Annotated in this window: 9 protein-coding genes; 6 read left to right on the top strand and 3 right to left on the bottom strand. The window is 66.6% G+C overall.

What is annotated here, in order from left to right; genetic code table 11:
• The first annotated feature begins 63 nt into the window (after window positions 1–63).
• The 4 genes from ASD94_RS14015 (at window position 64) to ASD94_RS14000 (ending at window position 7,814) form a co-directional block, all read left to right on the top strand.
• Entirely contained in the window at window positions 64–4,221 is a 4,158-nt protein-coding gene (locus tag ASD94_RS14015) for a YhdP family protein (RefSeq protein ID WP_056643925.1), read from the top strand.
• A complete protein-coding gene (locus tag ASD94_RS24065) occupies window positions 4,218–5,033 on the top strand; it encodes a carbon-nitrogen hydrolase family protein (RefSeq protein ID WP_056643923.1) in 816 nt (271 codons plus the stop codon). The genes ASD94_RS14015 and ASD94_RS24065 overlap by 4 nt, the downstream gene beginning before the upstream one ends.
• A complete protein-coding gene (locus ASD94_RS14005) occupies window positions 5,030–7,099 on the top strand; it encodes a nitrogen regulation protein NR(II) (protein ID WP_233247225.1) in 2,070 nt (689 codons plus the stop codon). The genes ASD94_RS24065 and ASD94_RS14005 overlap by 4 nt, the downstream gene beginning before the upstream one ends.
• An 85-nt stretch (window positions 7,100–7,184) precedes the next feature.
• On the top strand, window positions 7,185–7,814 hold the full coding sequence (locus ASD94_RS14000) for a response regulator transcription factor (RefSeq protein ID WP_056643921.1): 630 nt from the start codon (window positions 7,185–7,187) through the stop codon (window positions 7,812–7,814).
• 37 nt (window positions 7,815–7,851) lie between these two features.
• Here ASD94_RS14000 and ASD94_RS13995 read toward each other — a convergent pair whose 3' ends face one another.
• Together ASD94_RS13995 and ASD94_RS23880 are read right to left on the bottom strand one after the other, a co-directional pair.
• Entirely contained in the window at window positions 7,852–8,502 is a 651-nt protein-coding gene (locus ASD94_RS13995) for an OmpA family protein (RefSeq protein WP_056643919.1), read from the bottom strand.
• A gap of 192 nt (window positions 8,503–8,694) precedes the next feature.
• A complete protein-coding gene (locus tag ASD94_RS23880) occupies window positions 8,695–8,841 on the bottom strand; it encodes a hypothetical protein (RefSeq protein ID WP_199226399.1) in 147 nt (48 codons plus the stop codon).
• On the opposite strand from ASD94_RS23880, the gene ASD94_RS13990 reads away from it, so the two are divergent.
• Window positions 8,774–9,997, top strand: a complete 1,224-nt coding sequence (locus ASD94_RS13990) for a murein transglycosylase A (protein WP_199226397.1) — start codon at window positions 8,774–8,776, stop codon at window positions 9,995–9,997. The two genes, ASD94_RS23880 and ASD94_RS13990, sit on opposite strands and share 68 nt — an antisense overlap.
• A gap of 72 nt (window positions 9,998–10,069) precedes the next feature.
• Here ASD94_RS13990 and ASD94_RS13985 read toward each other — a convergent pair whose 3' ends face one another.
• A complete protein-coding gene (locus tag ASD94_RS13985) occupies window positions 10,070–10,555 on the bottom strand; it encodes an Lrp/AsnC family transcriptional regulator (protein WP_056643917.1) in 486 nt (161 codons plus the stop codon).
• Window positions 10,556–10,743: 188 nt separating this feature from the next.
• Here ASD94_RS13985 and ASD94_RS13980 point away from each other — a divergent pair, with 188 nt between their 5' ends.
• Entirely contained in the window at window positions 10,744–14,325 is a 3,582-nt protein-coding gene (locus ASD94_RS13980; protein ID WP_056643915.1) for an indolepyruvate ferredoxin oxidoreductase family protein, read from the top strand.
• Window positions 14,326–14,398 lie beyond the last annotated feature (73 nt).

The raw sequence follows: 14,398 nt of genomic DNA, 5'->3' as shown, positions 1-14,398 counted from the left end.
CGGGTCACGAGTGAACCCATGCCAGGGCTGCGGGTCATAATTCCTGCCACTTTCCATCTCACCATGATCGATCCCACCTCGCACCCCTCACGCCTGCTGAAAATAGTTGCAGGTTTTGCGCGGTGGTCTCTGGGATTGTTGCTCGCCTTCTGGCTGCTGCTGACCATCGCATGGGGGGCTCTTCATGGCTGGATTGTGCCGCGAATCGGTGATTTCCGCCCACAGTTGCAGGCGCAGGCCGCACGGGTATTGGGGGTTCCCGTGCAGATCGGTGCCATCGTGGCCCGCACCGAGGGGTTGATCCCCTCCATCGAACTTTCCGACGTGGCGCTGCTGGATGCCTCGGGCCGCACGGCGTTGCACCTGCCCCGGGTGGTGGTGGCGCTGTCGCCCCGTTCGCTGCTGCAGTGGGGGTTTGAGCAGCTTTACATCGAAGGCCCTGACCTGGACGTGCGCCGCGCGAGCGACGGGCGCATCTATGTGGCGGGGCTTGAATTTGCCCAGAACCAGGGCGACAGCAGCGCGGCGGCCGACTGGTTGTTCTCGCAGGGCGAGGTGTACATCAAGGACGGAACCGTGCGCTGGACCGATGAGCAGCGCGGCGCCCCGGAGTTGGCGCTGGAAAAGGTGGACGTGGTTTTGCGCAACGGCAACTGGCGCCACAACCTTCGGGTAGATGCCACGCCACCGCCGGAATGGGGTGACCGCTTTACCCTGGTGGGCCTGTTTCGCGCGCCGCTGCTGCGCGCCCGCGATGGCAACTGGAAGCACTGGAGCGGCCAGGTGTTTGCCCATTTCGCGCGGGTGGACGTATCTCGCCTGCGTCACCACGCCGATGTGGGCATCGAGGTGGCCCAGGGCCGGGGCGCGCTGCGGGCCTGGGCCGACGTGCGCAGCGGGCAGGTCGTGGGTGGCACGGCCGACCTGGCGCTCGCCGACGTGAACACCACCCTGGCCCCTGACTTGCGACCGCTGGTGCTGCCCTCCATCCAGGGGCGCCTGGGAGGTCGCCGCTTGGTTGGCGGCTTTGAATTCTCGACGCAGGCGCTGCAGTTCCAGACCGACGATGGCCTGACTTGGCCCGGCGGCAACTTGCGACTGGTGCACACCGATGCCAATGGCAAGGCCCCGGCGCAAGGCGAGTTGCGGGCCGACCGGCTGGACCTGGCGGCGTTGGCGCAGGTGGCCAGCCGTCTGCCGCTGGGAACGGCCGCCCACGACGCCTTGCGCACCTACACGCCCCAAGGGCTGGTGGACGAGATCCAGGCCACCTGGAAGGGGCCGCTGGATGCGCTGCAGCAGTACCAGGTCAAGGGGCGCATCCAGGGGCTGGCGCTGGCCGGTGCTACCGATGTCGCGGCACCCGCCCACTTGGGCTTGCGCGGCGCCAACGTGGACATCGATATGACCCAGGCAGGGGGCAAGGCGGCGCTGACCATGGCGTCGGGGGCGCTGGTGCTGCCGGGGGTTTTTGAGGAGCCCGTCCTGCCGCTCGACCGGCTCAGCGCCGATGTGCGCTGGCAACTGGACGGCGACCGCATTGCTGTGCAGGCTAACGATGTGCAGTTCGCCAATGCCGATGCCCAGGGCGATGCCCGCGCCACCTGGCACACCAGCGACCCATCCAAGGCGCCCCACCGGTCGCGCTTTCCGGGGGTGCTGGACCTCACGGGCACGTTGCACCGCGCTGACGGCACCCGGGTGCACCGCTACCTGCCCCTGTCCATCCCCGCTGATTCGCGCCACTATGTGCGCGATGCGGTGGTGGCTGGCAGCGCCAGCAATGTGCAGTTCCGCGTCAAGGGCGATCTGCACGATCTGCCCTTCAACGACCCCAAGCAAGGTGAATTCCGCATTGCGGCGCGGGTCAAGGACGTCACCTACGCCTACGTGCCCACCGCACTGCAGCCCGCGGGCACCCTGCCCTGGCCCGCGCTGATCGATCTGGGCGGCGAGCTGATCTTTGAACGCTCGTCCATGCAGGTGCGCGGCGCGAGCGGCGGCTTTGCAGGCAGCAAGGGCCTGCGTCTGTCCAAGGTCGAGGCGCGGATTCCAGACCTGGCGCACACCGTGGTGGGCGTGAGTGCCGATGCACGCGGCCCGCTGGCCGAGCTGCTCACGCTCATGGCCACCTCGCCGCTGGGCCGCATGACGGGCAATGCGCTGGAGCAGGCCAGCGGTACGGGCAACGCCGACTTCCAGCTGCGGTTGAGCCTGCCCATCAGCGACATCAACAAATCCAAGGTGCAGGGCAGCGTCACGCTGGCGGGCAACGAGCTGCGCATCACCCCCGACACCCCTGCGCTCACCCGCGTGCGGGGCGCCGTGCAGTTCAGCGAGACGGGGTTTTCGCTGTCCAACGTGCAGGCCCAGGCGCTGGGCGGCCCGGTGCGGCTGGAAGGTGGCATGCGCGCTCTGGCGGCCAATGCCCCGGCCACCGAGTCTGCAGTGCAGATCCGTGCCCAGGGCACCGCCACGGCCGAGGGGCTGCAGCAAACCCCGCAGCTGGGCATGTTGTCGCAACTGGCGCGGCGGGCCACTGGTAGCGCCCCGTACACACTGGCCCTGTCGTTTCGCCGCGGGGTGCCTGAACTGCAGGTGAACACCAGCCTGCAGGGCCTGGCCCTGGCCTTGCCTCCCCCGCTGGGTAAAACGGCGGACAGCAGCCTGCCCCTGCGTTTCGACAACCAAGTGGCGCGCGAATCGCTGGTGGGCTTGGCGAACAACAACGGCAACGGGAGCAATGCCCCCCCGCTGCGGGACCAGATCACGCTGGACCTGGGTTCCCTCGGATCGGCGACCTATGTGCGCGACCTGAGCGGCCCCCTGCCGCGCGTGTTGCGGGGCGCGATCGGTGTGGGCCTGAGCAACGGTGAGTCGGCCCCGATGCCCACCCAGGGCGTGGCTGCCAACATCAACCAAGGCAAGCTGGATGTGGACGCCTGGGACGAGGTGCTCACACGGGTGACTGCGGCCGAGCCAGCTACCCGCAGCCCAGCAACGACGACGACGCCCGCCGGGCCGGCGGTGGCGCAGGACTATCTGCCCACCACGCTGGCACTGCGCGCGCGTGAACTCACTTTGCAGGGCCGCACACTGCACAACGTGGTGGCGGGTGCGCTGCGCGACGGCACCACCTGGCGAGCCAACCTCGATGCCACCGAACTCAACGGTTACCTGGAATACCGCCAGCCAGGCACGCCCGAGTTCAGCAATGGCCGCTTGTTTGCGCGCCTGTCGCGGGTGAACATGCCGCAAAGCGATGTGACGCAGGTCGAAGAGCTGCTCAACGAGCAACCGGGCAATCTGCCCGCGCTGGACATCGTGGTGGACGACTTTGAGCTGCGGGGCAAGCGGCTGGGTCGGGTGGAGATGGAGGCCCAGAACCGGGGCGGCGAGGGCGTGCAGCGCGAATGGCGTCTGTCCAAGTTCAACATCACCGCGCCTGAGGCAGCGTTCACCGCCAGCGGCAACTGGGCGGTGCTCAATGCCGCTGCGGCGGGCCCCCGTTCTGCGGAGCGGCGCACCGTGCTGAGCTTCAAGCTCGATATCCGCGATTCGGGCGACCTGCTGGCCCGCCTGGGCATGGCCAACGTGGTTCGGCGTGGCAAGGGCCGCATGGAGGGGCAGGTGGGCTGGATTGGCGCGCCGTTCAGCCCCGACTACCGCAGCATGACCGGGCAGATCAACCTGAATGTCGAGTCCGGCCAGTTTCTGAAGGCCGACCCTGGGTTGGCCAAGCTGCTGGGCGTGCTCAGTCTGCAATCGCTGCCACGCCGGCTGACACTGGATTTTCGTGATGTGTTCAGCGAAGGCTTTGCGTTCGATTTTGTGCGGGGCGATGTGCGCATCGAGCGGGGCGTGGCCACCACCAACAACCTGCAGATGAAGGGCGTCAATGCGGCCGTGCTGATGGAGGGCAGCGCCAATATCGACCAGGAAACGCAGGACCTGCGTGTGGTGGTGGTGCCCGAGATCAATGCCATGACCGCCTCGCTCGTGGCCACGGCCATCAACCCGGTGATTGGCCTGGGCAGCTTTTTGGCCCAGGTGTTTTTGCGGGGCCCGCTGATCGAGGCGGCCACGCAGGAGTTCCGCGTCGATGGCACCTGGGCCGACCCGCGCGTGGTGCGCGTGGCCCGCCGCGGGCGCGAAGCGAGCCCTGCCACCGAGGCGGCGCCCCGCGTCAACCCGCCCCCCAAGACCGGAGAACCTTCATGAAAGTTGCTGCCATCCAGATGGTGTCCGGCACCGCGCTGGACGACAACCTGCGTGTTGCGCGCGAGCTGCTGGAACAGGCTGCGCAGGGCGGCGCCGAACTCGCCGTGCTGCCTGAGTATTTTTGCCTGATGGGGCACAAGGACACCGACAAGCTGGCGTTCCGTGAGACCGCCGGCGCCGGGGTGATCCAGCAGTTTCTGGCCGATACCGCACGCGCGCTGCAGATGTGGATTGTGGGCGGCACGCTGCCGATGGCCACAGACGCGCCGGACCGGGTGCGCAACACCACGCTGGTCTTCGACCCGACGGGCACCTGCGTTGCGCGCTACGACAAGATCCACCTCTTTCGCTTCAGCAACGGCGCGGAACAGTACGACGAAGGCCGGGTCATCGACGCTGGGGACACTCCGGTGCATTTTGATCTGCAGGCCCGGGACGGGCGGCGCTGGCGCGTGGGGCTGTCCGTGTGCTACGACCTGCGCTTTCCGGAGCTTTATCGCGCCCATGCCCGCGCCGGTGCCGACCTGCTGCTGGTGCCCAGCGCCTTCACCCACACCACGGGCCAAGCGCACTGGGAGGTCCTGCTGCGCGCCCGCGCGGTGGAAAACCTGGCCTATGTGCTGGCCCCTGCCCAAGGCGGTGTGCACGCCAATGGCCGCCACACCTGGGGCCACAGCATGCTGGTGGACCCCTGGGGCAGCATCGTCGCGCAGCGGGATCAGGGCGCTGGCGTGGTCGCCGGAGAGCTGGACGCGCAACGCCTGGGCGCCGTGCGTGCCCAGCTGCCCGCATTGACCCACCGCGTGCTGTGACTGCCACCCCTGCCTTCCCCGCCAAACGCACGCTGCTGCAGCGCTGGCGCGGCGCCTGGCGACGCTGGTCGTTGTGGACTGCGCTGGTGCTGCTCGTGGTGTCCATGCTGGCCACGATGGTGTGGCTGGCCGGGCGCTACGAAGCCAGCCAGGTGCAGACCCGCCTGGAGCGCGACACGGCCGATGCGGTGTCTGACATCCGCACCGCGCTGACGCACAACCTGCAGAGCCTGCAGGCCCTGCCCAGCGACAACCCGAGCCATCTGGCCTGGGAGGTCGAGGCGTCTGACCTGCTGCGCAATCGGCGCGAACTGGTGCGCATCGAGCTGCGTGACGCCAGCCTGCACATGCGCACCCATGTGCAGTCGCCCTACCGACCGGTGGCGTGGGACATGCGACTGCGCGACAGTGGCCAGTCGGACCTCACCATCGCCTGCGCCAACGCGCGTCGCCTGGGGGGGCCTGCGTATTCCAGTAGCTACTTTCAGCCCCATGGGGACGGTCTGGGCTCGGAGATGATGGAGCTGTGTGTGCCGCTGTCTGCCAGCGGGCGCACCAACGGGTACCTGGTAGCGACCTATGCGCTGCAGGACATCCTGGCCAATCTGGTGGGTCACAACCTCACCCGCAGCCAGGAAGCCTCCTTCACCGAGGCCGACGGCACCCGACTGGCCGTGCTGGGTGCGGCACGCCGGGGTTCGCGCATGTTCTCGGCACAGCACCTGATGGACCTGCCAGGCAGCACGCTGGTACTGCGCATGGACAGCTGGCACAGCGCGCCCAGCCTGTTTCCCAATGTGCTCACAGCCCTGGTGACGGCCATGTCGATTGCGCTGGTGACGGTGATGGTGGTGCTGGTGCGCGACAACCGTCGCCGCCTGCGCGCCGAGCGCGACCTGGCCGACGCGCTGGCCTTTCGCAAGGCGATGGAGGACTCGCTGGTGACCGGGCTGCGCGCGCGCGACCTGGAGGGGCGCATCACCTACGTCAACCCGGCCTTTTGCGAGATGGTGGGCTTCAGCCCGCAGGAGCTGCTGGGCCTGAGCATGTCAGCACCCTATTGGCCGCCCGAGCGTGTCGAGGAATACCGCCAGCGCCAAGCCATCCGTTTTGCAGGCACCATGCCACCGCGCGAGGGGTTTGAGTCCGAGTTCATGCGCAAGGATGGCACCCGGTTTCCTGTGCTGATCATCGAGGCCCCGCTCATCAACGCCCAAGGCCAGCACACGGGCTGGATGAGCGCGTTCCTGGACATCAGCGAGCAGCGCCGGGTCGAGGAGCTGTCCCGCGCCTCGCAGGAACGTCTGCAGGCCACTGCGCGGTTGGCCACGGTCGGCGAGATGGCCTCGTTGCTCAGCCACGAACTCAACCAGCCGCTGGCCGCCATCTCCAGCTACGCCAATGGCTCCATCAACCTGCTGGAACATGCCACGCCCGCCAGTGTCGGCGCCGGTGCGTCCACCCCCGAGCACGATGCCCTGGACGATGTGCGCATGGCGATGCGCCAGATTGCCCGCCAGGCCGAGCGCGCGGGCCGCGTGATCAAGAGCGTCCACGACTTTGTGCGACGCCGTGACCAGGCCCGCGAGGCCGTGCATGCGCAGCAATTGCTCGATGCCATCCTGCCGCTGGTGAGCCTGCAGGCCCGCAAGCTGGGTGTGCGCGTCAACACATCCATCGAGCCGGGCCTGGCGCCCGCGTTGTGCGATCGCACCATGGTGGAGCAGGTGCTGCTGAACCTGGCACGCAACGCCATGCAAGCCATGGACGACCCCGGCGTGCGCAATCGTGTGCTGGATATCCGGGTGCGGCGTGCAGCCTCCAACCCGCACAACGGCTGGATTGAATTTGCCGTGACCGATGTGGGGACGGGGATTCCCCCCGAGGTCGCAGAAAAGCTGTTCACCCCGTTCTTCACCACCCGCCCCGAGGGCATGGGCCTGGGACTGAGCATGTGCCGCACCGTCATCGAACAACACGGCGGTTTCCTCGGATTTGCGCCGAATGAACCCCGTGGTACGGTGTTTACCTTCACGCTACCCGTGAACAATGGCGCCACATCCTGAGGCTTATGGCATGGGCCTGTGCCAGGCCCTGGCGGCTTCAGCGTGTGCGCGTGACAGATATTGCAATGGACCACTGAACTGATTTATGGAGCCCATCACCAACGCCACCGTGTACATCGTGGACGATGACGCCAGCGTGCGCGAGGCGCTGGCCTGGCTGCTGCGCTCGCGCCGACTGCCCAGCGAGTCCTTTGATTCGGCCGAGGCCTTCGATGCCATGCTGCAAAAGCGGCCGCCCCAGCGCCAGCCTTGTTGCCTGTTGCTGGATGTGCGCATGCCTGGCATGAGCGGTCTGGCACTGTTTGACGTGCTGGCCGCGCGGGGAGACCTGGCCACCATGCCGGTGATTTTTCTCACTGGACACGCCGATGTGCCCACTGCCGTGGACACGGTCAAGCGCGGTGCGTTTGATTTTTGCGAGAAGCCTTTTTCCGACAACGCGCTGGTGGACCGCATCGAGCAGGCGCTGGCCCGATCTGCAGAGCACCTGGCGCAGGTGCGCGAGCGCAGCGACCTGCAGGTGCGCCTGACCGAGTTGACCGAGCGCGAGCGCGATGTGATGGATCTGGTGGTGGCGGGGCTGCCCAACAAGCTGATCGCTGACCAGCTCGATATCAGCGTGCGCACGGTGGAGGTCCACCGCTCACGCGTGTTTGACAAGATGCAGGTCAAGTCGGCCGTGGAGTTGGCCAACCTGCTGCGCACCGGGCACTGAGCCTGGCTGCGAGGCCTGGATTTCGACGCCCGCGCGCTCAGCCCCGGGGTCGCTCACCCACAAAAATCTCGACCCGCCGGTTGCGTGCACGGCCTTCGGCGGTGTCGTTGGTGGCAATGGGGTAGCGCTCGCCGAGGCCTTCGATCACGATCCGGCGGCCATCCACACCGCGCGCCGTGAGGTAGCTGCGGGTGCTGGCGGCGCGGTCCATGGACAAGGGGTTGTTGACAGCGTCGGCGCCCGTGCTGTCGGTGTGGCCCACGATGCGTACGTCGGTGTTCGGGTTGCTGCGCAGGCCGGCGGCAAACTGGTCCAGCACCGGGGCGAAGTTGGGCTGGATGTCCGAGCGACCCACCGCAAAAGAGATGTCACTGGGAATGTTCAGCTTGAGCTGGTTGTCGGCCGTCTGCGTCACGGCGATGCCGGTGCCCTGTGTGGCTTGTTCCATCTCGCGCTTCTGGCGCTCCATGTTTTGCGACCAGATGTAGGTGCCCAGTGCCCCCACGCCCGCGCCTACCACCGCTCCAGTCCCTGCACTGCCGCCGGTGGCAGAGCCGATGACCGCGCCCGCCAGCGCCCCGATGCCGGCGCCCGTGGCCGTGCGGCGCTGGGTGTCGTCCATGTTCGCGCAACCGGTGACCAGAACGATGGCGGCGGCAGCGCCGAGAAGTTGAATGTGTGTGCGCATGTGCGTGCTCCTTGAAAGTCGATGGCGCTGGGTGGGCTTTGCACCCCTGCGTCGGGAGCGTCGTCGCATTCCCGCACAGCGGCTTCACCCGGCTCGTGCCATCGTGGCCCTGCAGCCGGGCCGGCGCCATCAGCACATCGGCACCGTGGCTGTAGGACATGGCCGCAGCCCCTGCGCCGGGCGCGCCACCTGTCAGGGGGCGGGAGGCGGGGGGCTGTCCTGGTCGGTGGGCTGCGGGGACTTGAGCTCGCCCCCCTTGCGTCCCGAGAACATGGTCCACCACACGATGGCCACCAGCACCACCAGCGCCAGCAGCGCTTCAAGCAAAATCAGCCCCATGAAATTGACACTCCTGCGCGTTGCGTTGACGGCGCTGATTGTAGGAACGCTGGCCGCCTGCTCCACGCCCCCTGCCCCTGTCCCTGCGCGCCCTGGGGGTACCCCGGCACCGCTGCCACCCAGTAGCGTGGTGCTGCCTGGCGACACCGGTCCTTTGCCACCGCCCCTGGCGCAACCCAAAAGCCGCTGGACGCCGGTGCGCTGGTCCGAGCTGCCGGGCTTTACCGAAGACGCACTGCACGAAGCCTGGAATGCCTGGATCAAGAGTTGCGAACGGCCCCAGCCGCCCTTCACAGCGCTGTGCAGCGAGGTGCGGCAACTGAGCATTGCCACGGCCGATGAACAGCGCGCCTGGCTCATTGCACGCCTGCAGCCCTATCGCGTCGAGTCCACCGACGGCAACCCCGACGGTCTGCTCACGGCGTACTACGAACCCATGATGGATGCTGTACGCCAGCCCGGCAATGGCTTCACCGTGCCCATTTACCGTGTGCCCGCCAGTCTGGGTGCGCGCAAGCCCTGGTACACGCGCCAGCAGATCGACACGCTGCCGGAGGCCCAGGCCGCACTGGCGGGCCGGGCCATTGCGTGGCTGCGTGACCCCATCGAGTCCATGGTGCTGCACATCCAGGGCTCGGGCCGCTTGCGCATCACCGAGTCCGATGGCTCCGTCTCGCTGGTGCGGGTAGCCTACGCGGGCACCAATGACCAGCCCTACCAGAGCGTGGGCCGCTGGTTGCTCGACCAGGGCCTCACGCGCGATGCGACCTGGCCTGGCATCCGCGCCTGGGTGGCCATCAACCCCCAGCGCACCAACGAGCTGCTGTGGAGCAACCCGCGCTATGTGTTCTTTCGTGAAGAGCCCTTGAGCCCGCTGGACGCCGGTTTCGGCCCGCGCGGCGCACAGGGCGTGCCCTTGACGCCGGGGCGATCCATCGCGGTGGACCGGCAGAGCATTCCCTATGGCACTCCCGTGTGGCTTGCGTCCACCGGCCCGCAGGTACAGCTCAACCGCTTGGTGCTGGCGCAGGATACGGGCAGTGCCATCCTCGGGGCGGTGCGCGCGGACTATTTCACGGGTTGGGGACCGGAGGCGGGCGACATCGCAGGCCGGCTCAAGCAGAACCTGCGCCTGTGGGCGCTGTGGCCACGCTGAGGCGGGCGGGGCTGCGGGCCTGGCATCGCGCCGCCGTGCTCATGGGCGTGTGCTGAGGGCGCTAGTAGGCTTTCAAGCACGCGGACGGCTCAGGTGCGTCAGCGGCAGCGCCCCGCTGGCCTTCACCTCGCCCAGCGAGAAGCTGGTGTGCATGTCCTTCACGTTGGGCAGGTTCAGCAGCACATCGCGCGCAAATTGCGAGAAGCTGTCCAGGTCCCGCGCCACCACCTGCAGCTCGAACGTGCCAGTGCCGCTGATATAGTGGCAGGACACGACCTCGGGGATCTGGCGGATGGCTTCCTCCATCTTGCGCGTGAGGTTGCCCGTGCTGCGGTCGGCATCCAGCCGCACAAAGGCCAGCACCCCGAGGCCGATCTTGTGCCGGTCGATCTCCGCGCGGTATCCCTTGATGAAGCCCTGCTCCTCCAGCGCCCGCACGCGGCGCCAGCAGGGGGCGGCCGACAGTCCCACTCGCTGGGCCAACTCGGCGTTCGTCAGTCGGGCGTCAGCCTGCAGCTCGTTGAGGATGGCGATATCGAATTTGTCGAGAGTGTTCACAAAGCGGTTGAAAAGAGAAAGATCCTTTCTCAGAATAGCCTAAACACGGCACAGAACGCAAAGACATATCAGCGACGCAGACATACACTTACCTCCACATTGGAGCGGCTGCCCTAAACGGGCGGACGGATCCTGCCCCACCGGCCCACAAGGCCAGGCCCCACAAAGAAGCCATTGGAGACATAGCCATGAATGCCCCGCTGCCAGAATCCGTCCGCAAAGCGCTAGAGACCGTCACCCTGGATGACAAATACACCTTGGGTGAGGGCCGAGCCTTCATGAGCGGTGTGCAGGCCCTCGTGCGCCTGCCCATGCTGCAGCGCCAGCGCGATGCGGCGGCGGGACTGAATACGGCAGGTTTCATCAGCGGCTACCGGGGCTCGCCTCTGGGCACGTACGACCAGGCGCTCTGGGCTGCCAAGAAGCACCTGGCGGCCAACAACGTCGTCTTCCAGCCCGGTGTGAACGAAGAGCTGGGCGCCACCGCGGTGTGGGGCACGCAGCAGCTCGATCTGTACCCGCAAAGCAAGAAGTTCGATGGCGTGTTCGGCATCTGGTACGGCAAGGGTCCCGGCGTGGACCGCTGCTCCGACGTGTTCAAGCATGCCAACATGGCGGGCACTGCCAAGCACGGCGGCGTGATCGCGATTGCGGGCGACGACCACATCAGCAAGAGCAGCACGGCCGCGCACCAGAGCGATCACATCTTCAAGGCCTGCGGTACTCCGGTGTTCTTCCCGAGCAGCGTGCAGGAAATTTTGGACATGGGCTTGCACGCTTTTGCCATGAGCCGTTTTTCGGGCGTGTGGTCGGGCATGAAGACCATCCAGGAGGTGGTGGAGTCGTCCAGCAGCATCAACATCGACCCCGACCGGGTCAAGATCATCCTGCCCGAGGACTTTGTGATGCCGCCCGGCGGCCTGCACATCCGCTGGCCCGACGCGCCGCTGGAGCAGGAAGCGCGCCTGATGGACTACAAGTGGTACGCGGCCCTGGCGTACATCCGCGCCAACAAGCTCAACTACAACGTCATCGAAGGCAAACAAGACCGCTTTGGCATCATCGCCAGCGGTAAGGCCTACAACGACACCCGCCAGGCGCTGGTGGACCTGGGCCTGGATGACGACACCTGCCGCCAGCTGGGCATCCGCGTGCACAAGGTCAATGTGGTGTGGCCGCTGGAAGCCACCATCACCCGCGACTTCGCGCAGGGCCTGCAGGAGATTCTGGTGGTGGAAGAAAAACGCCAGGTCATCGAGTACCAGCTCAAGGAAGAGCTGTACAACTGGCGCCCCGACGTGCGCCCCAATGTGCTGGGCAAGTTTGACGAGCCCGAGGGCCCCAACGGTGAAGACCTCACCGGCGGCGAATGGAGCATGCCCAACCCCAGCCAGAACTGGCTGCTGCGCGCCAAGGCCGACCTCACGCCGGCCATCATCGCCAAGGCCATTGCGAAGCGCCTCAAGAAGCTGGGCGTATCGAGCGACATCGTGGCCCGCATGGAAGCGCGCCTGGCCATCATCGAGGCCAGCGAGCGCGCAATGACGGAGCTGAAGGTGGACACGGGCGAACGCGCCCCGTGGTTTTGCAGCGGCTGCCCCCACAACACCAGCACCCGCGTGCCCGAAGGCTCCCGCGCTGTGGCGGGCATTGGCTGTCACTACATGGTCAACTGGATGCCCGACCGCCGTACCAGCACCTTCACGCAGATGGGTGGCGAGGGCGTGACCTGGGTCGGTCAGCAGCCCTTCACCACCGACGCGCACATCTTTGCCAACCTGGGCGACGGCACCTACTTCCACAGCGGCCTGCTGGCCATCCGCCAGAGCATCGCAGCGGGTGTGAACATCACCTACAAGGTGCTTTACAACGACGCCGTGGCCATGACTGGTGGTCAGCAGGTGGGCGAGCGGCCCGAGGGCCACAGCGTGCTGCAGATCATGAACAGCCTGAAGGCTGAAGGCGTGGCCAAGCTTGTGATCGTGACCGACGAGCCGCACAAGTACGACGGCGCGGCCCTGGCCGAAGGCGTGACGGTGCACCACCGTGACGAGCTGGACACCATCCAGCGCCAGTTCCGCGAGATCAAGGGCTGCACGGCCATCATTTACGACCAGACCTGCGCGACGGAAAAGCGCCGCCGCCGCAAGCGCGGCAAGCTGGCCACGCCCGATAAGACTGTGGTCATCAACGAGTTGGTGTGCGAGGGCTGCGGCGACTGCTCGACCAAGTCCAACTGTCTGTCCGTGGAGCCGGTGGAGACCGAACTCGGTCGCAAGCGCCGCATCAACCAGAGCACCTGCAACAAGGACTACTCGTGCGTCAACGGCTTCTGTCCGAGCTTTGTGACGGTGGAAGGCGGCCAGCTCAAGAAGCCCAAGAAAGAGAAGAAGGGCGACCTGTCGGCGCTGCCCTCCATTCCTGAGCCTGTGCTACCCGTGGCCGAAAGCGCATGGGGCATTGTGGTGGGCGGTGTGGGCGGTACGGGCGTGATCACCATCGGCTCGTTGCTGGGCATGGCTGCGCACCTGGACGGCAAGGGCGTCATCACTCAGGACGCCGGTGGCCTGGCCCAAAAGGGCGGCGCCACCTGGAGCCATATCCAGATCGCCAACCGGCCGGACGCCATCTACACCACCAAGGTCGATACCGCCAAGGCTGACCTGGTGATCGGCTGTGATTCCATCGTGGCCGCGCACAAGTACACCTTGGCCGTCATGCAGCCCGGTCGTACCTTCGTGGCACTCAACACGCATGGCACGCCCACGGCTGCGTTTGTGAACAACCCCGACTGGCAGTTCCCCGGTGGCAACTGCGATGCAGCCATCAGTGCCGCCGTGGGCGCGGGCGGTGTGGGTAGCTTTGACGCCGAGCAGGTGGCCACCCAACTGCTGGGCGACAGCATCTACACCAACCCGCTGATGCTGGGCTACGCCTGGCAAAAGGGCCGCGTGCCGCTCACCTACGCATCGCTGATGCGCGCCATGGAATTGAACGGCGTGCAGGTCGAGAACAACAAGGCGGCCTTCGAATGGGGCCGCCGTTGCGCGCACGACCTCGCCGCCGTTCAGGCGCTGTTCCAGGCCGCGCAGGTGATCCAGTTCGTCAAGAAGCCTTCGCTGGCCGAAATGGTGACCAAGCGCGTGGAGTTCCTCACCGGCTACCAGAACGCGGCTTACGCAGCCGACTACCAAGCCTTCGTCGAGAAGGTGAAGGCAGCGGAAGCGAAGCTGGGCACCGGCACGAAGTTGTCCGAGGCCGTGGCCCGCTACCTGTTCAAGCTCATGGCCTACAAGGACGAGTACGAGGTGGCGCGCCTGCACACCGACAAGGCCTTCACGGACAAGATCGCGAACATGTTCGAAGGCGACTACAAGCTGGTGCACCACCTGGCGCCGCCCCTGACCGCCAAGAAGAACGACAAGGGCGAGCTGGTCAAGCAGCCGTTCGGCCCGTGGATGCGCAGCGCGTTTGGCGTGCTGGCCAAGATGAAGGGCCTGCGTGGCACGGCCCTGGACATCTTCGGCAAGACCGAGGAGCGCCGCATGGAGCGTGCGCTGATCGTCGAATACCGCGCCTGCATTGATGAGCTGCTGGCCCGCCTGAACGCCGACAACCTGGCGCTGGCCGTGGAGATTGCGCGCATTCCCGAAGAAATTCGCGGTTACGGCCACGTGAAGGAGCGGCACCTGAAGGCTGCGCGCCCCAAGTGGGACGGCCTGATGACACAGTGGCGCACGGGCACGCCCGTCCAGCGTCAGGTGGCCTGAGTGGCCCCGGGGCATTAAAGCCCGCATGCAAAAGCCCGCGTTCGCGCGGGCTTTTGCTATTAATAAAATAGCT

The sequence above is a fragment of the Acidovorax sp. Root70 genome (assembly GCF_001428225.1).
In the GTDB taxonomy this organism is placed as follows: Bacteria; Pseudomonadota; Gammaproteobacteria; order Burkholderiales; family Burkholderiaceae_C; genus Acidovorax.
The sequence above is the reverse complement of the archived record's forward strand: the minus strand, read 5'-3'. Positions and strand labels throughout refer to the sequence as shown.

What these genes read in the sequence shown, in the direction of transcription:
- ASD94_RS23880 (WP_199226399.1), bottom strand. Translation starts at nt 8,841, where the DNA reads ATGGGGCTGATTTTGCTTGAAGCGCTGCTGGCGCTGGTGGTGCTGGTG.
- ASD94_RS13980 (WP_056643915.1), top strand. Translation starts at nt 10,744, where the DNA reads ATGAATGCCCCGCTGCCAGAATCCGTCCGCAAAGCGCTAGAGACCGTC.
- ASD94_RS14000 (WP_056643921.1), top strand. Translation starts at nt 7,185, where the DNA reads ATGGAGCCCATCACCAACGCCACCGTGTACATCGTGGACGATGACGCC.
- ASD94_RS14015 (WP_056643925.1), top strand. Translation starts at nt 64, where the DNA reads ATGATCGATCCCACCTCGCACCCCTCACGCCTGCTGAAAATAGTTGCA.
- ASD94_RS24065 (WP_056643923.1), top strand. Translation starts at nt 4,218, where the DNA reads ATGAAAGTTGCTGCCATCCAGATGGTGTCCGGCACCGCGCTGGACGAC.
- ASD94_RS13990 (WP_199226397.1), top strand. Translation starts at nt 8,774, where the DNA reads ATGGTCCACCACACGATGGCCACCAGCACCACCAGCGCCAGCAGCGCT.
- ASD94_RS13995 (WP_056643919.1), bottom strand. Translation starts at nt 8,502, where the DNA reads ATGCGCACACACATTCAACTTCTCGGCGCTGCCGCCGCCATCGTTCTG.